Below are 20,059 nucleotides of genomic sequence, written 5' to 3'. Positions count from 1 at the left end.
CTCTTTATCTGTACAACTGCTTTGCAGTATACTTACGCGCGAATTCAAAGTTATTGAAATTAAGGAATGGGTCACGTGAATCCAATAGTGAAAAGTTTTAAATATGGTCAACATACAGTTTCTCTGGAAACAGGCGTAATCGCACGTCAGGCCGATGGTGCCGTTTTGGCAAGTATGGGCGACACCACCGTTCTGGTAACCGTTGTCGGTAAGAAAGAATCAGACCCAAGCCGTGACTTCTTTCCTCTTACTGTTAACTATCAGGAAAAAACCTATGCAGCCGGTAAAATCCCCGGTGGTTTTTTCAAACGCGAAGGCCGTCCATCCGAAGATGAAACCCTGGTTGCCCGTTTGATTGATCGTCCTATACGTCCTCTGTTCCCTGATGGTTTCACCAATGAAGTTCAGGTCATCATTACTGTGGTTTCCGTTGATCCACAGATTGATCCGGACATCATTTCGATGATTGGTACTTCTGCTGCTCTGGCTGTTTCAGGCATTCCATTTAATGGTCCGCTGGGTTCTGCTCGCGTTGGCTACATTAATGGCGAATATGTTCTGAACCCAAGTGTTGCTGAGCTGGATCATAGCGATCTGGATCTGGTGGTTGCCGGAACCAAGAGCGCAGTACTGATGGTGGAATCTGAAGCGAACATTCTGCCGGAAGAAGTGATGCTGGGCGCGGTTGTTTACGGCCATGAACAGCAACAAGTGGTGATTGATGCCATCGCTGAGTTCCAGAAAGAAGCAGGTAAACCACGTTGGGAATGGGCGGCGCCTGCTAAAAATGAAACACTGGCAGAGAAGATCAAGACTCTGGCTGAAGCAGACTTTACCGCAGCTTACCAGATCACTGCCAAGCAGGAACGTTATCAGGCGGTTGCTGATATCAAGAAAGCCGTGGTTGAAAAACTGCTCGCTGAAGATCCACAAGTGGATACTACTGAAGCCGACAATCTGCTAGGTAGCTTGGAAAAACGTGTTGTGCGCAGCCGTATCTTGAAAGGCTTGCCACGTATCGATGGGCGTGAACCGGATATGGTGCGAGCGTTGAGCGTCATGGCCGGTGTTTTGCCTCGTACTCACGGTAGTGCACTGTTTACTCGTGGTGAAACTCAGGCGTTGGTTACTTGTACTCTGGGAACTGAACGCGATGCTCAGAAAATCGATTCTATCCTGGGTGAACGTACTAAACGCTTTATGCTGCACTATAACTTCCCACCGTTCTCTGTGGGCGAAACCGGGATGGTCGGCTCACCAAAACGTCGCGAAATCGGTCATGGTAAGTTGGCTTGGCGCGGTGTAAAAGCGGTAATGCCATCAGAAGCCGAATTCCCTTACAGCGTTCGCGTAGTATCTGAAATCACTGAATCAAATGGTTCCAGCTCAATGGCGTCTGTATGTGGTAGTTCGCTAGCGCTGATGGATGCCGGCGTGCCAATCAAGACTGCAGTTGCCGGTATCGCTATGGGTCTGGTGAAAGAAGGTGATGACTTTGTGGTGCTGTCAGACATCCTGGGTGACGAAGATCACTTGGGTGACATGGACTTCAAAGTTGCGGGTACTCGTGATGGTGTGACTGCCTTGCAGATGGATATCAAGATCGAAGGTATCACCAAAGAGATCATGGAAATTGCCTTGCAGCAGGCTTATGGTGCGCGCGTGCATATCCTGAATGTGATGGATCAGGCGATCAGCAAAGCCCGTCCAGAAATCTCAGATCATGCTCCACGTATCACTACCATCAAGATCAATCCAGAGAAGATTCGTGAAGTGATTGGTAAAGGTGGCGCAACTATCCGTGCGTTAACCGAAGAAACCGGCACTACCATTGAACTGGAAGACGACGGCACAGTGAAGATTGCGTCCAATAATGCTGACGCAACCAAAGAAGCCATTCGCCGCATTGAAGAGATCACCTCTGAAGTGGAAGTGGGCCGTATTTATAAAGGTAAAGTTATCCGTATCGTGGATTTCGGTGCCTTTGTGAATATCCTGCCGGGTAAAGACGGTCTGGTGCACATTTCACAAATTGCTGAAGAACGTGTGGCCAACGTATCCGACTATCTGCAATTGAACCAGGAAGTTACTGTTAAAGTGATGGAAGTGGATCGTCAGGGGCGTGTACGTCTGTCCATTAAAGAAGCTCAGCAAGCCGCTGCGGCACCAACCGATTCAGCTGAATAATCTACTGAATCGAGTAAAGGAGATCTGCGGATCTCCTTTTTTATTTGCTCGCAGTTTTTTTATGCCGTAGGGTAACTTGGCTGATGGCAGAGGCTTAGCTCTGTTGCTATGATGGACAGCGCATTGGAATTAAGAAGGACTTTTGCATGAATTTTAATTTGCGGACTGCCGTATTTTGCATTGTGGCTGTTGGCGGTCTCCTGAACGGTGGTTGTGCGACGACTTCTACCAATGCTCAGGGGCAGTTGTTAGTGGCGCCCTTATTGCCTGATTACAAGATGGAAATCGCCCTGGCAAAACTGAATGAGATCATTTCCAATGCCAAGCTCACGCAGGAACAACTGGCTCGCTTCCATTATGATCGTGGTGTCATCTATGACCGCCTAGGCTTACGTATCATGGCGCGCATCGAATTTCACGAAGCGTTAAAGTTGCAGCCCGATCTGGCAGATGCCTATAACTTTATTGGCATTTACTACACTCAGGAAGGCGAGTTTGATGCCGCCTATGAGGCTTTTGACTCTGCACTGGAACTCGCGCCAGACTATGATTATGCCTATCTTAACCGCGGTTTAGCGCTTTATTACGGTGACAGGCCGCAACTGGCAATCGACGATATGCAGTCCTTCTTAAACAAAGATCCGGCGGATGGCTATCGGGTATTGTGGTTATATCTGGCCGAATATCAGCTTGACCCAAAGCAAGCATTGCTGACCATGCAGCAGAATCGTAGCAAACTCAGTGATGATGCCTGGGCAACCGTGCTGGTCGATTATGTGCTGGGGAAATCCTCTGAGGCTCAAGTATTTGCATTGGCAAAACAGGGGCTGAAAGGGCCAGCGGAATACGCTGAACGTCTTTGTGAAGCCTATTTTTATCTGGCAAAAATAGCGGAAGAACAGCAGCAAAATGATAAAGCTGCGAATTATCTGCGGCTGGCGCTAGCCACCAATATCTATGATTTTGTTGAACATCGCTATGCCCGTGTAGAGCTGGCACTCTTGGCAAACGCCATGGCTAGTCATAAAGATCATCCACTGTAATGTTTTCAGATAAGCGGCAATTACGGTTGCCGCTTTCCATAATTGTCTACGGCTTTTACCAGAGTTTCGGGGTTGTCCGTTGTTTATCCCGCCAAGATCATAGAAAATAGCCGCCTTTAACAGTTGTCATTCGCGCACTGGCCGCGCTGCTTTGCAGCCGTGTCGGCGCTATTTATGCAGAAGATAGTTATCCATGTCGAATAAGCTAATCCAGCAGGAAGTGGGCAAACGCCGTACTTTCGCCATTATTTCGCACCCTGACGCGGGTAAAACCACCATTACCGAAAAAGTATTGCTACATGGCCATCTGCTCCAGCAAGCGGGCACGGTAAAAGGGCGCGGCTCGGGTCAACATGCTAAATCTGACTGGATGGAGATGGAAAAGGAACGTGGTATCTCGGTGACCACGTCGGTGATGCAGTTCCCTTATAACGAGTGTCTGGTGAATCTGCTGGATACTCCCGGGCATGAAGACTTCTCGGAAGATACTTATCGAACCCTCACTGCGGTGGATTCCTGCTTGATGGTGATCGATGCCGCTAAAGGTGTGGAAGACCGTACTCGTAAGTTGATGGAAGTTACTCGCTTGCGTGATACCCCCATTATCACTTTTATGAACAAGTTGGACCGTGATATTCGTGACCCGATGGAACTGCTTGATGAAGTGGAAAACGAGCTGAATATCATGTGTGCGCCCATCAGTTGGCCAATCGGCTGTGGTAAGTCTTTTAAAGGCGTGTATCACCTGCACCGCGATGAAACTATCCTCTACCACAGTGGTTTAGGTCATACCATTCAGGAAGTGCGCATCATTAAAGGACTGGATAACCCGGCACTGGATAGTGCCGTTGGTAGTGACTTAGCCCAGCAGTTACGCGAAGAGCTGGAACTGGTGCGTGGTGCCTCCAATGAGTTTGATGAAGAGCTGTTCCTCAGTGGCGAGTTAACCCCCGTATTTTTTGGTACCGCATTGGGTAACTTTGGGGTGGATCATATGCTGGATGGTCTTACCAAATGGGCACCAGCACCAAAACCACGGCAGAGCAGCGAGCGACTGGTAGAGGCTACCGAAGACAACTTTTCAGGTTTCGTCTTTAAAATTCAGGCCAATATGGACCCGAAACACCGCGACCGCATTGCCTTTATGCGGGTGGTCTCTGGGCAATACACTCAAGGCATGAAGATGAAGCATGTGCGCATCGGTAAAACCGTGAGTATTTCCGATGCCGTGACTTTTATGGCGGGTGATCGCGAACGCGCGGAAGAAGCCTTTGCGGGTGATATTATCGGGCTGCACAATCACGGCACTATCCAAATTGGTGATACTTTCACCCAGGGTGAAGAACTGAAATTTACCGGAATTCCTAACTTTGCCCCAGAAATGTTCCGTCGTATCCGCCTCAAAGATCCGCTGAAACAAAAGCAGTTGCTCAAAGGCTTGGTACAGTTATCAGAAGAGGGTGCGGTGCAGGTGTTCCGGCCACTGGAAAACAACGACCTGATCGTAGGCGCGGTTGGGGTGTTGCAGTTTGAAGTGGTCGTTGGCCGCTTGAAATCTGAATATAACGTTGAAGCCATTTATGAAGCTGTCAACGTCGCAACTGCGCGTTGGGTATATTGCAATGACGCCAAGAAATTGGACGAGTTTCAGCGTAAGTGTTCCTTTAACCTGGCGCTGGATGGCGGCGATAATCTTACCTATATCGCGCCGACTATGGTTAATTTGAACTTGTCGATGGAACGTTATCCTGACGTAGAATTTGCCAAAACCCGGGAACACTGATAAAAGGCGGAGTAATACTCCGCTTTTTTCTTGAGCGACAGAAAAGGATTGGCAACATGAATAAACTGCTCTCGCTGATAAAACGTGGCTGGCATAAATATACTAGCTGGTGTGATGAGATGGGCCTGACCGAAAACAGCCAACGTTGTTGTATGCCGCGGTTACAGGATCCGCCACTCGAGAAAAAGCCAAAGCCGTTTAACCAAGATCCCCAATAGCCCAGTGTATTAACGGGCAACGGCATATTGATGTCGCCCGTTAGCGGAACTGTGGAAATAACCGATGCTGACTGATTCTCACGCCCATCTTGATGCTGCCGAATTCGATACCGATCGGCAACAACTGTTCTGTGACATGCAGCAATCAGGGATCGACCGTGCCTTAATCCCCGGAGTGTCACCTGCTGATTGGGCGAAACAACAACGGATTGCGGCGGCTTTTCACTGCCCTTACGCACTCGGCATCCATCCTTGGTATTGTCCGGCAGATATTCCAGCGGCAGTTTGCCAACTGGCAGAGCAACTGCAACAGCATCTTGCTGAGCCATTGCTGGTGGCGGTAGGTGAATGTGGGTTAGATAAACCCAGAGCAAATTTCCCGGAGGATGATGCCCGCCGGGTCGGTTGGGAGCAACAAGTTGCCTTACTGGAACCCCAGTTGGCCTTGGCCGTGCAATATCAATTGCCCGTAATTCTGCATGCGGTGCGGTGTCATGCGGAGTTACAGGCAATACTGCAAAAATATCCCGGTTGCTACGGCGTGATCCATGGTTTTAGCGGCAGTTATGAAGTGGCTATGCGATACTGGCAGCTGGGGTTTCGCCTAGGGATTGGTGGTTTGTTACTCGATGCCTCAGCCAAAAAATTGCGCGGCGCGGTGAAGCGTTTGCCATTAGCGGCATTGCTGGTGGAAACCGATGCACCGTCGATGACTCCGGTAACGTTGCGACCTGCGCGTAACACCCCTTGACGCTATTGGCGGTGGTGGCGGAGATCGCTTTATTACAAGAAAAAACTGCCGTTCTGGTATCAGAACAACTGGAGCGCAATTTTATTCAACTGTTTGAGCGTTAAACGGAATTAAGGAAACATTGCGAAGTTTTTTGTAAGGTTTTGAAAAATAAACCCTAAAATATACTTCAACAGGCGATTTTGTGTGGCCCCTTCGTTATAATGCCGCCGCAATAAAGGTCGGTTAACGCCATTAACACAGCAATTAACAATAAAAAGGATAGTTAATGAGTATCGTCATGAGTTTAGTGGGATTAGTTTTCCTGCTGTTTGTTGGGTTCTTGTTTTCCAACAACAAAAAAGCGATCAATCTGCGCACTGTCGGTGGCGCTTTTTTAATCCAGGCGGCTTTTGGCGGCTTTGTGTTGTATGTGCCTGTAGGTAAAGACATCCTGAAAGGGGTTTCCGATGCCGTCTACGGCGTTATCGACAAAGCCAACGATGGTATTCGTTTTCTGTTCGGTGATCTGGCCACTTTCAAAGTCGGCTTTGTTTTTGTCATTCATGTTTTGCCGGTCATTGTCTTTTTCTCTTCATTAATTGCCGTGTTATATCATCTAGGCATTATGCAGTGGGTGATCCGCTTATTGGGCGGCGCCTTGCAGAAGGCCCTAGGCACCAGCCGCACTGAGTCTATGTCGGCCACCGCTAATATTTTCGTGGGTCAGACTGAAGCGCCATTAGTGGTGCGGCCGTTTATTCCTACCATGACCCAGTCGGAACTGTTCGCCATTATGGTGGGCGGTATGGCTTCTATTGCCGGTTCAGTGATGGCCGGTTATGCGCAAATGGGCGTGCCGATGGAATATCTGGTCGCGGCATCGTTTATGGCCGCCCCTGGCGGGTTATTAATGGCCAAATTAATGCACCCAGAAACTGAAGCGCCACACGATGATATTGTGACGCTGCCGGATGACCCTGATAAACCTGCCAATGTCCTGGATGCGGCGGCTAGCGGTGCATCTGCTGGGATGCAACTGGCATTGAATGTGGGGGCAATGCTGCTGGCATTTATCGGCCTGATCGCGTTAATCAACAGTATTATCGGTGGTATTGGTGGTTGGTTTGGTTATGGTAATGCCGCGTTAGCAACAGCGTTTGACGCGTTAAAAACCGCTGCTGCGGCAACCCCAGAATTACAGGCCGCGTTCAATAATTGCGTACAAGCATTGGCTGACCAGGCACATGTCGCGGTAAATACCTTAGTGATTACCGATGTTGATCGGCAACTGGTGGTGGCGCAATTTAGCCAGTTACAACAACCAGAACTTGCCACTGCCGCTAAGACGGTTGTTGATGCCGCTGCCGCTAAAATTTCCTTGGAAATGATCCTCGGATATATCTTTATGCCGCTAGCATGGTTGATTGGTGTGCCTTGGAAAGAAGCAATGCTGGCGGGGTCTTTCATCGGCCAGAAGATAGTGGTCAATGAATTTGTGGCTTACTCTAATTTTGCGCCTTATCTGAAAGATTTGGCGGAAGGCGGTAAGCTGGTGGCTGAAACTGGCATGGTGATGACAGATAAAACCAAAGCCATCGTCTCTTTTGCCTTGTGTGGCTTCGCTAACCTTTCATCGATTGCCATTCTGCTAGGCGGGCTTGGCGGTATGGCTCCTAATCGGCGTCATGAGCTGGCAAAATTGGGGATGCGTGCCGTGATTGCAGGATCACTGGCAAACCTGATGAGTGCCACGCTTGCCGGTTTATTTATCTCGCTTTCCTGATCCTCATACCGGGTCAGATCTCAGGATCTGGCCCGCGCGTCAATTTGCCGCTACAGCTATTTTTCAAGAATTGTTCGTTAATCTGAACCGCTGGTTCTGGAAATGAAATTATCTGCGGTATATCATTGGCCGCCTTGCGCGAGTCGTTAGTCCATTGCCGTGCCGTTTTTTGTCGGTAATGGAGTATTGATTCCGCTATTTTTCGCGCTAAAACGGAGTTTTTCGCGGTGAGGATGCCAGCGTGGTAGTCCTTTCCGGTCTTCACGGAACCAAGTCGTGAGTCCGATGGCTGGTAAGGGCTATGCTTACCAGCTCGGGAATGTCATATCGCTGGCATTTAACCCAGTGATAAACAGATAAGGTTATTTCTCGGAGAGCTTACCATGACTGATTTGAAACAGGCTGCCCGTCAGGCCATTCGGCTGATGGATTTGACCACTCTGAACGATGATGACACAGAGCAGAAAGTGATTGCCTTGTGCCACAAGGCCAAAACCCCCGCCGGAAATACTGCGGCGGTTTGTGTCTATCCCCGTTTTGTCCCTATTGCGCGTAAAACCCTTAATAGTATTGGTGCCAGTGATGTAAAAGTTGCCACTGTGACCAATTTCCCTCATGGCAATGATGATCTGGATATCGCGCTGTTAGAAACCAAAGCGGCGGTGGCATACGGTGCTGATGAAGTGGATGTGGTGTTTCCGTATCGGGCATTGATGGCCGGTAATGCGGACATAGGTTACGCATTAGTGAAAGCCTGTAAACAGGCCTGTGGCACGCAAGCATTGCTAAAAGTCATCATTGAAAGTGGTGAGCTGCAAGACCCTGCACTGATCCGTAAAGCGTCTGAAATCGCGATTGATGCGGGTGCCGATTTTATCAAAACCTCAACCGGCAAAGTGCCAGTAAATGCCACTATTACAGCGGCTGAAATCATGCTGACAGTTATCCGCGAGAAGAATCCTCAAGTAGGCTTTAAACCGGCAGGTGGTGTGCGCGATGCCGCTCAGGCTGCTGAATTCCTTGGTGTCGCCCAGCGTATTTTGGGGGCCGATTGGGTCAGCCCTCGAACCTTCCGTTTTGGAGCCTCCAGTCTGCTGACCAATCTGCTGCATACGCTGGAACTGGGTCAGGCACCCGGTACCGAGCAAGGTTACTGAGTTCACTAGGCAAGGCGTTGCGGCGGCGGGCTGTTTGGTTATCGCTGAGGCAACGCAGGAGTAACCTATGTATCTGGCACAGGAAATCATTCGCAAAAAACGTAATGGTCAGGCGCTGACTGCGTCTGAAATCACCTTTTTTGTCAATGGCATGACCAATAACAGCATCTCTGAAGGACAGATCGCCGCCTTAGGCATGGCGGTTTACTTTCAGGGGATGGATATGGCTGAACGCATAGCGCTAACGCAAGCCATGCGTGATTCTGGACAGGTGCTGAACTGGGATAGTTTACAACTCGCCGGGCCGGTGCTGGATAAACACAGCACGGGGGTCGGCGATTGCACCAGCCTGATGCTGGGGCCAATGATTGCCGCTTGTGGTGGCTACGTGCCGATGATTTCCGGCCGCGGCCTTGGGCATACGGGCGGTACACTGGATAAGCTGGATGCGATCCCCGGTTATCAGACAGAACCTGACAGCCAGCGCTTTCGCAACACGGTAAAGCAGGTGGGTGTGGCAATTATCGGCCAAACCGGCGATCTGGTGCCTGCCGATAAGCGCTTTTATGCCATCCGTGACAACACCGCCACCGTGGAATCGATTGCGTTGATTACGGCCTCTATTTTATCTAAAAAACTTGCCTGCAACCTTGATGCCCTAGTGATGGATGTGAAAGTGGGCAGCGGTGCCTTTATGCCCACTATGGCCGAATCACGGGCCTTAGCACAATCCATCGTCAGCGTGGCGAATGGCGCCGGAACGCGCACATCCGCACTATTGACCGATATGAATCAGGTGCTGGCTTCCAGTGCCGGCAACGCTTTGGAAGTCGCCGAAGCCGTGCGCTTCTTAACGGGTGAGCAGCGCAATCCTCGGCTGTTTGACGTTACTATGGCGCTGTGCAGCGAATTGTTACAGCTCGGCGGTTTGGCCCAAAACGACACTGATGCCAGACGGCAATTGCAGCAGGTGCTGGATAATGGTCAGGCGGCGGAGCGTTTTGGGCGGATGCTGGCAGCACTTGGCGGCCCTCAAGATTTTATTGAACATTATCAAAACTATTTGCCGCAGGCTCAGGTTCGCAAACCTGTGTATGCCGAGGCGACTGGCATAGTGCAGGCCATCGATACCCGGCAACTAGGGCTGGCGGTAGTGGCGCTTGGCGGTGGTCGCCGTAAGCCCGGCGATGTGTTGGATTACAGTGTTGGGCTGAGTGAACTCTGTACCTTAGGCCAGCCTTTGCAACCACAACAACCGTTGGCATTATTGCATGCCCGCAACGAGGACGAGTGGCAACAAGCGGCCGCCATGGTGCGCCAGGCAATACAACTGGGCGATGCCGAAAGCGAACATCTGCCCGAGATTTATGGCTGTATCCGCGATACGGATAGGGCTGCGGAGAGTAAATGAAACGCTGTATTATTTTGATGCTGGACTCTTTTGGTATCGGCGCGACTGCCGATGCTGATAAATTTGGTGATGTTGGTGCCGATACTTTCGGCCACATTGCGGCGTTATGTGCCAACGGTCAGGCGGATATTGGGCGTCACGGCGCGCTGTCGTTGCCAAACCTGGCGCGGTTAGGGCTGGCGCATGCCGCCAAAGAGAGCCGCGGTGCTATGCCCGCTGGGTTCAATGACCATATCCAGGTGCGCGGCGCTTATGGACATGCGGCTGAACTCAGTTCTGGCAAAGATACCCCTAGTGGCCACTGGGAAATGGCTGGCGTGCCAGTCTTATTTGACTGGGGCTACTTCAGTGAGCGGCAGCAATCATTTCCACAGGAACTTACCGATAAAATTCTCTCCCGCGCAGGACTTAGCGGTTTCCTCGGTAATTGTCATGCGTCTGGTACAGTGATCCTCGATGAACTGGGTGAACAGCATATGCAGGGCGGGCTGCCGATTTTCTATACCTCTGCCGATTCGGTGTTTCAGATTGCCTGCCATGAACAGACGTTCGGTTTGGAAAACTTGTATCACTTGTGTGAAATCGCCCGTGAAGAATTGGAACCCTACAATATTGGGCGAGTGATTGCCCGGCCATTTGTCGGCAGCGGACGCGGGGCATTTAGCCGTACCGGTAACCGCCGCGATTACGCCGTGGAACCGCCAGCAGCGACCGTTTTAGACAAACTGCAAGCGGCGGGGGCAACGTCATCAGTGTTGGCAAGATTGCCGATATTTACGCGCACTGCGGCATTACCAAAAAGTAAAGGCTTCGGGGTTGGAAGCGCTGTTCGACACTACCCTAGAACAGGTAAAATGCGCCGCCGACAATACTATCGTGTTCACCAATTTTGTGGATTTTGATTCCCAATATGGGCATCGGCGTGATGTAGCAGGTTATGCTCGGGCGCTGGAGTATTTTGATCAGCGTTTGCCAGAGCTGCTGGCGCTATTGCAGCCGGACGATCTATTGCTGCTGACAGCTGACCATGGTTGTGATCCCACCTGGCCGGGTAGCGATCACACCCGTGAACATGTCCCTGTACTTGCCCTGGGCGCTGGCTTGCGCGCCGGGTCACTGGGACGTCGTAACAGTTTTGCGGATATCGGGCAGAGCATTGCCCAATATTTTGGGCTAGCGCCTATGGCTTATGGCGAATCTTTTCTGCCGTAATGCTGAAACTCCGCTATGGTTGTGCGGAGCATAACGAATTTATTTTTGAACCAAAGGGGTTATTTTTTCATGGCTACACCACACATCAACGCAGTAGACGGCGCATTCGCGGAAACCGTGCTGTTCCCAGGCGATCCGCTGCGTGCCAAATATATTGCTGAGACTTTCCTGGAAAATGTTGAGCAAGTGACAGACGTGCGCAATATGCTGGGTTTTACCGGTACTTACAAAGGTAAGAAAGTCTCCGTGATGGGGTCTGGCATGGGCATCCCTTCATGCTCTATCTATGCCACTGAACTTATCAAGGATTACGGTGTTAAAAACCTGATCCGTGTTGGTACCTGTGGTGCTATCAGCCGTGATATCAAGGTGCGCGACGTGGTGATTGGTATGGGTGCCTGTACTGATTCACGGGTTAACCGCATGCGTTTTAAAGACAAAGACTTTGCTGCCATCGCTGACTATGAGCTGTTAACTGCGGTGGTCAATGCCGCCAATGCACAGAACATCAAGGTACGGGTTGGTAATGTGTTCTCGGCTGATCTGTTCTACTCACCAGAACCGGATATGTTCGATGTGATGGAAAAGATGGGCGTTCTGGGCGTTGAAATGGAAGCGGCCGGCCTGTACGGTGTGGCAAAAGAGTTTGGAGCGCGGGCGTTGTGTGTGGTGACAGTATCTGATCATATCCGCACTGGTGAAGTGACTACTGCTGCAGAACGGCAAACCACCTTTAATGACATGATCACCATGACATTGGAAGCGGTGCTGACACTGTAACTTCTGCTTAAGTTGTAAGAATCAAGGCGCCAGTTGGCGCCTTGATGGTTATTTAAGCGTGACCCTACTATCGGTCGTGGCCGCACTGGCTTCCGCTTTTGCCGCAATTTGCTTCAGTATTTTGCGGCGGCGCTTGACTCTGATGCGACGCCTGTCGAAATCGGCACGTTTGAACGATAATGCCCGCGACAGCAGCATGCCGATCACTCCGGCAACCAGCAACATTATCTGTTGTTGTTTCATATTCTGTTCGTGGGCGGCTTTGATTTCGTTAAAGAAGAGTTTGGGATCGAGCCTAACTTCGATAAAACCGAGATTTTTCCCATCCTGCACTACGCTCTCTACATAAGGCGGGTAGGGCGCCAGCAGATTTTCCAATTCGTCACTGTCAGGATCCACCTCTTCTTCGGTAATATCCTGGGCAAACGACAGTCGCTGACCTGCCTCGCTGTAGATGGTGGCCGCCATCACCTTAGGGTCTTCTACCAGCGCGCTGGTGAGCCATTGTAATTGTTCATCATTCTGTAACTGTAATGCGGGTGCCGCGCCATAGGCGGTTTGCTGTACCAATAATCTGGCCATCTTTTCCGTCTGGGACTTTAGCAATAGCTGGCCTTGTAGTAGGCTGGTTTGCCACAGCTGTACCAGCCCGATGATCAGCGTTATCGCCAGCGCAATCTGCAACAGCCTGATAAAGGTGTGGCTAGTATTCAGCCCTTTGAACAATAACACTTTGTCCCTTAATTCCCAGAGGTTTAGCGTTAATCATAATGGATTATCGTCAACCCTGATAGCAGGAGAAACTTACAGCATGGTGCCAGCCTTTAACCACTTGATCCGTTCTTCGGCCAATGACAGCGAGATTTACCGCTTTCAACAACAGTCATGGCCCGCTTGTGCGGAAGGTGACCACAGTTCACAGTGGCGTTTACGGTTGGTGTTTACTGCTGCAGTTGAAGCTGACGTCCTGGGGTTGTTCAGTCATCTTCCCATCGCCGCCGTGGCCTGTTTGCAACGACAACAGCCGCTATTAGGTGTTGAATTGTTACTGACCGCAGCGCCAGCAGCACCGCAGCTTGATGCTTTGCGCCAAATCGTGGCACTGGAGTGGTTATTATTGCAACCGACTGATGTTCTGCCGGTATTAACCACGCCGGGATTATTGGTGATGGATATGGACTCTACCGCTATTCAGATAGAGTGTATCGATGAACTGGCTGCCGCTGCTGGTGTGGGGGCGGAAGTCGCTGCGGTTACTGAACGGGCAATGCAGGGCGAACTGGATTTTGAGCAGAGTCTGCGGGCGCGGGTAGCTAAACTTAAGGGGGCCGACACGGCCATCATTGCACAGTTATGTGAACGCTTGCCATTAAGTCCAGGATTAGCATCCATGATCGCCGAGTTACAGCAATATGGCTGGCGTACTGCGGTGGCGTCCGGTGGTTTTACGCCGTTCGTCAACCATCTAAAACAGTTATTGGCGCTGGATGCTGCTTATGCCAATGAGTTAGTCCTCCAAGACGGCAAATTTATGGGGGAAGTTACAGGTAAGGTAGTGGATGCTGAGTTTAAAGCAGCGGTGGTGACTGAGTGCGCGGCACGATGGCAGATAGCCGATGGCCAGAAAGTGGCTATTGGCGATGGCGCGAATGATATTCCAATGATCTCCCGCGCCGATTTTGGTTTGGCTTATCATGCTAAACCCAAATTAGCTGCGGTGGCCGATGCCAATATTTATCATCTTGGCTTGCAGGTACTGCCGTTCTTTTTGCAAGCCAGAGGTTGAGGGTTAGTGATTTTGCGGCGGCAGCCGCATTCGCACCTCTGCGGTAATATCCAGCAGTTCACCTACACCAATGATCCGCCACAGCAGTTGTTCCAGCTTTTGCGCCCGGTGTTTGGCGTGCACTTTGATATAATCCAGTTCCCGTTGCAGGTAGCTGATATCCGGTTTGCCTGTCGCGCCACGATAGATTTTTAATGCCATAAATCGGCCGATATAATCCATGCTGGATGAAATCGACCAGTGCTGTAGGCGTTGTCATCTCTTCGGCGCGTTTACACCGGAGAATTTGCGGATGACTACTGCTGCTGACGATGGCATATAGTTCAAAACTGTCAGCACTGTCCTGCGGTTTCATTTGGCGTACAGCTTCAACAAAATCTAGTTTCAGCTTGCCATCGTTCAGGATAGGGCTTAAATCAAACAGCAAGCGGTTACCCTGCTCACGGCTGAACAAATCGCTGATCAGATCACGCTGCATGCCGATACCGATGCAAGCCATGCGAAATGACTTGGTGGTTTTTTCTAACATATATGGCACGGCATGCAGATGGCGCATCAACTGGTTTTTCAAACCATCGGCTAACTCTTTAGCCTGTTGGTTGTTATCGGTCAGCTGTTGCAATTTTTCACGATTATGAATGATAAGACGATTGAGAAATTCCACCCCCGTGTGTGGCACATGACCAACCACTGCGGCTAGGTGCAGCGTCACGCCGTTTTTACGACTGTGAACCAGGCGGTAAGGCAACTCCTGTAATTTAATCTTGGGAGCCAATTCCTGTAATTTCGGAAAACTGAGCAATAACTCCTTACTGTTGTCCAGAGGTTGTGGACTGTCCAGATGCAGTTGCAGCCCCCGGCTAGAGATATCATGGGTCATGGCCTGTAGCTGTTTGCCTTCCTGACTAATGGTAACCAGTGTTTTAAAGGCAAAGCGCGCTTCTCGGCGACGTTCGCTAAAATTCAGGGTTGCCAGTTGTACCTTGTTGTGGGTGTTTTTCTCGGCACCAAAGCATTTCAGGTCATTAATTTTTAGCTCGGATTGCCAGCATTGATATTGTTCAGCCGCGATTTCATCCGTGAGGTCAATCAGTTGTACTAGATAGTGATATTGCGCCAGTTGCTGTTCGGTTAACGGACTATAGTTGAGGTCGTCTCCCGGTAAGGCTGAGGACTTATGCGGTTGTTGGTGATCGAGCTTATCCAGATATAGGCGGCAGACCTTCCAACTGGCTTTAGCGGCACCATAATGGAAGAATAGTGGCATCAACCCTGATTGTTGCAGCTCCGAGAGGGTGGCCGCATAAAAGAAGAGCCGACCTTTAGCATTGTAAGTGAAGCAATACAGTAGGCTATGGCTAATGTCATTTGGGTGCGCGATTAATGCTTGCAGCCGTTTGCTGTCAAGGATGACGGGAAGCTGATTGACATCATTTTCGTCGAGAAAATAGTGCAACAACTCCTGATTGTCGCTGCTGAGTAAAATGGTACTGATCTCAGGCTGCTGTGGCGGATTGTGGCTGATAAACAACGGCAGATGAGGATAGTGAGGCAAATAGTGCCGTTCAAATCCTAAACCGTTGGCGTTCACCACCACATCGTTAATGTCTACCTTGTAGCGGAATTTGTAACCCTGAATGAGTTCTGCCAGCATCTGTGATAGCTGTTCTGAACCACTGACACGCTTTAGCCGCAGCAGACAGTTTTCACCTTCCGTATCGGCATCAACCACCTGGTAATCTACGCCTTGCTGCAGATCGGCAAAATAGAATTCATCTCCCAGCTCCTTCAACTTGACCTTCAACGGTTGTTGTAGATCAAAGCCATGTTGCAGTGGCAAGCGGATCTTGGCGCCGCTGACGGACAGATCCAGCGTGTTACCCACAATTTCGCGCTGCCCCGGTTGTGACACCAAGATCTTGATGCTGTAATTCATCCGCTCTTCTGTGCGGCGAATGTAGTTTCAAGAATAATGCCAGGCACCAGACTCGGCTTGGCTTCTGCGGTGCTCGCTTCTTTTTGGTGGCGCCGCTGCTGATGTGCCTGCATCACTTCTTCATAAACGCCCATGGTGTACTGGTTACGGTATAGCGCCAGTGCGTTTTGGAACACTTGTCTGGCGGGGTCATCCAGATAGTGGTGCTGTTCGCCGAATACGACTTCTGTGCAGGGCAATTCAGATTTATCACGCAGATCGATAATTCGCCAGGCAGGGATTGGCAAGACGGCTGATTTCCATCTTCAGCAGAAAGCGACTGGAAGTGGATTCTCCCTGAGTTATCTGCTCAAACATGTCATTAAAGTTGGGTTCCATCATCAGCGGTTTTAACTGCTCAATCAGGAGACTATGGGCGTCTGCACTCATCTATTCACTCGTAAAAGATGCTAAACTGCGGATCCTGTTTATTCTATGTCGGCTGCCGTGCCAGTAACTGAATGCTAAAATGCCAGTTATCGTGTTGAAAGGGCAGTTATTTTGTTTATTTTTATCTAAATTATCCCAAGATACCATGGCGTATGGCGAAAAATAAAACAGCTTATGTCTGCAGTGAGTGCGGTCAGGATTATCCCCGCTGGCAGGGACAGTGTAGTGCTTGCCAGGAATGGAACACTATTACCGAGGTTCGACTGGGAGCGGTGAGCTCGTCTTCTCGGAGCGGTTTCAGTGGTTATGCCGGGGCTGGTAGCAGCGAAGTCAAAACGCTGGATCAGATAGATCTCAACGAAGTACCACGTATTCCCAGTGGCTTTGCCGAGCTTGACCGCGTGCTGGGAGGCGGGATTGTGGCCGGCAGTGCCATCTTGATCGGCGGTCACCCCGGAGCCGGTAAGAGTACCTTGTTGCTACAGACGCTATGTCAGTTGGCCGAAACCTTACCCGCGTTATACGTTACGGGCGAAGAGTCGTTACAGCAAGTGGCGATGCGCGCCAGAAGACTCGGATTGCCTACTGGCAAGTTAAAAATGTTGTCAGAAACCAATGTGGATACTATTTGTGACATTGCACTGCGCGAGCAGCCGAAAATCATTGTCATAGACTCCATCCAAGTGATGCATATCAGCGATGTGCAATCCTCGCCAGGGAGTGTTGCTCAAGTCCGCGAATCTGCCGCCTTTCTGACCCGTTTTGCCAAACAAAATAATATCGCCATCATCATGGTTGGGCACGTGACCAAAGATGGCAGTTTGGCCGGGCCAAAAGTATTGGAACATTGCATTGACTGTTCGGTGATGTTTGAAGGGGACAGTGATAGCCGTTATCGGACTCTGCGCTCCCACAAAAACCGTTTTGGGGCAATCAATGAGTTAGGGGTCTTTGCCATGACGGAACGTGGCTTACGGGAAGTTGCCAATCCGTCAGCTATTTTTCTGTCACGCGCCGATGAAGCGGCATCGGGTTCGCTCGTCATGGTGGTGTGGGAAGGCACCCGGCCCTTGCTGGTGGAATTGCAGGTGTTGGTGGATCATTCTGCCTTATCTAATCCCAGACGTGTGGCGGTGGGCATGGATAGTAACCGTCTGGCAATGTTGCTAGCGGTGATGCATCGTCATGGCGGCTTGCAGATGGCGGATCAAGATGTGTTTGTTAACGTGGTCGGCGGTGTCAAAGTGACTGAAACCAGCGCCGATTTAACTCTGCTGCTGGCGATGTTATCCAGTTTCCGCGGCGAAGTCTTACCGCGTGATTTGGTGGTGTTTGGTGAAGTGGGCTTATCTGGCGAAATCCGCCCAGTACCCAATGGTCAGGAGCGCTTGGTGGAGGCCGCCAAGCATGGTTTCCGCCGGGCCATAGTGCCAATCGCCAATGCTCCCAAAAAGCGCCGTCAGGCATGGAAATCATTGGCGTTAGCAAACTGAGTGAAGCATTGACGGCGTTGTAACGGCACAGCTCAGGAGTTGTCGTGCTCCATGATGAACTGATCCAGCTCTCGATGTAACTGTGAAGAATCACCAGTATTGAGTTCCAATAACCGCCGCAGGTGGGTGATGCTGTCTACATCAATAAAAGCGCACTTAAGCCCAAGGTAGTTGCGTTTATAGTAAACTGGCTCGGCCTGCATGCTCACTTCAATATCAGAAGCGGGCAAGCGGAAGCTGAGGATCAATGCAGGTGATGGTTCAAAACCATCCGGTAATTGCACCATTGCCCCATTGAGACACAGATCCACTAATCGGGTATTCCAAGTTTTTGTTTCAGTTCGCAGTTGGGCCGGGGTTTCAAACAGCACTCGCGAAAATTTGCGCTTATCTTCCATCAGATGCCCGCATCGTCCTTTAGTTGCCTAAATTGTAGACAGAATTTTAGCGCTTGGCACCAGTCTTTTTATTTTTACCACGTTATTGAACAGATTGTGGGCAGTATAAGGTGAAAACTGTGGTTATTCGCGGCCGCTTTATGCCGCAGTTGCCAGTTACCGCACAGTTCTTCATTCGGCTATCGCAGTCGCTTGGGAATTGTTTTATGATCGCGCGTCCAACATTACCGCTGGTGGCCCGCTATGTTGCCTGTTTCAGGCTGCCTGCCACTTCCAGCGAGATGTTCAGTACCCTATTTTAAGAACAAGGTAACTTCTATGCAGTCATCTAACGCTAATCATGCTGTCACTTCGTCATGGCTGGAGCGGTATTTTGATATTCAAGGGCGTGGCAGCAGTGTCCGCCGCGAGTTAATCGCTGGGCTGACTACGTTTTTGGCCATGGTCTACTCGGTCATTGTTGTGCCATCAATGCTGGGAAAAGCGGGGTTTGACCCAGGAGCTGTGTTTATTGCTACCTGTCTGATCGCCGCTTTCGGCTCACTGTTAATGGGGTTGTGGGCTAATTTGCCAATGGCGATTGGTTGCGCGATTTCACTGACGGCCTTCACTGCGTTCAGCCTAGTGCTGGGGCAACACATGTCAATTCCGGTGACGCTTGGTGCCATTTTCCTGATGGGCGTGGTGTTTACTCTGGTGAGTGTGACCGGTATTCGGCAATGGGTGCTGACCAATTTGCCTCGTGGTATCGCCCACGGTACAGGGATTGGTATTGGATTATTCCTGCTGTTGATTGCTGCCAATAATGTCAGCCTGATTGTTGGCAACAGTGGCGGCGGCTTGCCAGTGAAGCTGGGGGATGTTAACAGTTTGCCGGTCATTGCAACGGTAGTAGGGGTAGCGGCCACAATTGGTTTGGAAAAACGCCGGGTTCCAGGCGGTATCTTGTTAGTGATTATTGCCTTGTCAGTGTTTGGTTTACTGTTTGATCCGGCTGTGAAATTCAGTGGCTTTTTTGCATTGCCAGATTTGACCTCAGAACACAGCTTATTTGGCAAACTGGATATTATGGGCGCGCTAAATCCCGTGGTATTGCCTATTGTGCTGGCGCTGGTAATGACGGCGATTTTTGACGCAACCGGTACCATCCGTGCCGTTGCCGGGCAGGCTAATCTGCTGGATAAAGATGACAATATTATCAATGGTGGCAAGGCGCTGACATCAGATTCTGTCAGCAGTATGTTTGCTGGGCTGGTTGGTGGTGCTCCTGCGGCGGTTTATATTGAGTCAGCGGCGGGGACTGCGGCCGGTGGTAAAACCGGTCTTAGTGCTACCTTAGTTGGAGTCTTGTTTTTACTGCTGATTTTCTTGGCGCCTTTGTCTTATCTGGTACCAGCTTATGCAACTGCACCAGCCTTGATGTACGTTGGGCTGTTAATGCTAGCAAACGTTACCAAACTGGATTTTAACGATAAAGTTGACGCAATGGCGGGCCTAACATGTGCCGTGTTTATTGTGCTGTCCAGCAACATAGTGACCGGTATTATGCTGGGGTTTGCAACCTTGGTTATTGGCCGCATTTGTAGTGGTGAATGGCGTAAGCTCAAACCGGGCGTATTGCTGATAGCTATCGGCCTCGTAGCGTTTTACATGGGTGGTTGGGCAATCTAACCGAGCGAGAAAAAACGGCTGCGGCCGTTTTTTCTTAAA

General features: G+C 50.4%; 14 protein-coding genes and 3 pseudogenes. 14 read left to right on the top strand and 3 right to left on the bottom strand.

Annotated features, from left to right (window positions below):
• Positions 1-75: 75 nt before the first annotated feature.
• From pnp to deoD, 10 genes and pseudogenes are all read left to right on the top strand, one after another.
• The gene (pnp, locus tag KHX94_RS04480) at positions 76-2,187 is read left to right on the top strand and encodes a polyribonucleotide nucleotidyltransferase (protein ID WP_213682527.1); all 2,112 of its coding nucleotides are present in this window, start codon (positions 76-78) and stop codon (positions 2,185-2,187) included.
• A 146-nt stretch (positions 2,188-2,333) separates the two neighbouring features.
• A complete protein-coding gene (nlpI, locus tag KHX94_RS04475) occupies positions 2,334-3,230 on the top strand; it encodes a lipoprotein NlpI (RefSeq protein ID WP_213682526.1) in 897 nt (298 codons plus the stop codon).
• 193 nt (positions 3,231-3,423) lie between these two features.
• Positions 3,424-5,013, top strand: a complete 1,590-nt coding sequence (prfC, locus tag KHX94_RS04470) for a peptide chain release factor 3 (RefSeq protein WP_213682525.1) — start codon at positions 3,424-3,426, stop codon at positions 5,011-5,013.
• A gap of 56 nt (positions 5,014-5,069) precedes the next feature.
• Positions 5,070-5,231: a DUF5363 family protein gene (locus KHX94_RS04465; protein ID WP_213682524.1), complete on the top strand. Its 162-nt coding sequence runs from the start codon at positions 5,070-5,072 to the stop codon at positions 5,229-5,231.
• Positions 5,232-5,295: 64 nt separating this feature from the next.
• Complete coding sequence (locus KHX94_RS04460; RefSeq protein ID WP_244859326.1) at positions 5,296-5,982, top strand: TatD family hydrolase; 687 nt, start codon at positions 5,296-5,298, stop codon at positions 5,980-5,982.
• Positions 5,983-6,250: 268 nt separating this feature from the next.
• The gene (locus tag KHX94_RS04455) at positions 6,251-7,747 is read left to right on the top strand and encodes a NupC/NupG family nucleoside CNT transporter (protein WP_213682523.1); all 1,497 of its coding nucleotides are present in this window, start codon (positions 6,251-6,253) and stop codon (positions 7,745-7,747) included.
• Positions 7,748-8,130: 383 nt separating this feature from the next.
• Positions 8,131-8,904, top strand: a complete 774-nt coding sequence (gene deoC / locus KHX94_RS04450; protein WP_213682522.1) for a deoxyribose-phosphate aldolase — start codon at positions 8,131-8,133, stop codon at positions 8,902-8,904.
• Positions 8,905-8,971: 67 nt separating this feature from the next.
• Complete coding sequence (gene deoA, locus KHX94_RS04445; protein ID WP_213682521.1) at positions 8,972-10,315, top strand: thymidine phosphorylase; 1,344 nt, start codon at positions 8,972-8,974, stop codon at positions 10,313-10,315.
• Positions 10,312-11,527 (top strand): annotated as a pseudogene (locus KHX94_RS04440) (phosphopentomutase). Before deoA ends, KHX94_RS04440 begins: the two are co-directional and overlap by 4 nt.
• Positions 11,528-11,596: 69 nt before the next feature.
• Positions 11,597-12,307 (top strand): purine-nucleoside phosphorylase, encoded by a 711-nt coding sequence (deoD, locus tag KHX94_RS04435; protein WP_213682520.1) that lies wholly within the window; start codon positions 11,597-11,599, stop codon positions 12,305-12,307.
• Between the two features lie 48 nt (positions 12,308-12,355).
• Here the strand turns inward: deoD and KHX94_RS04430 are convergent, their stop codons facing one another.
• Entirely contained in the window at positions 12,356-13,039 is a 684-nt protein-coding gene (locus KHX94_RS04430; RefSeq protein WP_213682519.1) for a YtjB family periplasmic protein, read from the bottom strand.
• 82 nt (positions 13,040-13,121) lie between these two features.
• Here KHX94_RS04430 and serB point away from each other — a divergent pair, with 82 nt between their 5' ends.
• Positions 13,122-14,093 carry a phosphoserine phosphatase SerB gene (gene serB / locus KHX94_RS04425; protein WP_425314063.1) on the top strand — a complete coding sequence of 324 codons (972 nt, stop codon included), beginning with the start codon at positions 13,122-13,124 and terminating at the stop codon, positions 14,091-14,093.
• A gap of 3 nt (positions 14,094-14,096) precedes the next feature.
• On the opposite strand, the pseudogene KHX94_RS04420 reads toward serB, so the two are convergent.
• A pseudogene (locus KHX94_RS04420) lies at positions 14,097-16,458 on the bottom strand (PilZ domain-containing protein).
• A gap of 152 nt (positions 16,459-16,610) precedes the next feature.
• Between KHX94_RS04420 and radA the strand changes: the two are divergent.
• Positions 16,611-17,974: pseudogene (gene radA / locus KHX94_RS04415) on the top strand (DNA repair protein RadA).
• Positions 17,975-17,983: 9 nt separating this feature from the next.
• On the opposite strand, the gene KHX94_RS04410 reads toward radA, so the two are convergent.
• On the bottom strand, positions 17,984-18,349 hold the full coding sequence (locus tag KHX94_RS04410) for a PilZ domain-containing protein (RefSeq protein ID WP_213682517.1): 366 nt from the start codon (positions 18,347-18,349) through the stop codon (positions 17,984-17,986).
• Between the two features lie 110 nt (positions 18,350-18,459).
• On the opposite strand from KHX94_RS04410, the gene KHX94_RS04405 reads away from it, so the two are divergent.
• On the top strand, positions 18,460-18,651 hold the full coding sequence (locus tag KHX94_RS04405; protein ID WP_213682516.1) for a hypothetical protein: 192 nt from the start codon (positions 18,460-18,462) through the stop codon (positions 18,649-18,651).
• A gap of 16 nt (positions 18,652-18,667) precedes the next feature.
• The gene (locus KHX94_RS04400; RefSeq protein WP_213682515.1) at positions 18,668-20,020 is read left to right on the top strand and encodes an NCS2 family permease; all 1,353 of its coding nucleotides are present in this window, start codon (positions 18,668-18,670) and stop codon (positions 20,018-20,020) included.
• The last annotated feature ends 39 nt before the right edge of the window (positions 20,021-20,059 follow it).

The sequence above is a fragment of the Shewanella dokdonensis genome (genome assembly GCF_018394335.1).
GTDB classification, from domain to species: Bacteria; Pseudomonadota; Gammaproteobacteria; order Enterobacterales; family Shewanellaceae; genus Shewanella; species Shewanella dokdonensis.
The sequence above is the reverse complement of the archived record's forward strand: the minus strand, read 5'-3'. Positions and strand labels throughout refer to the sequence as shown.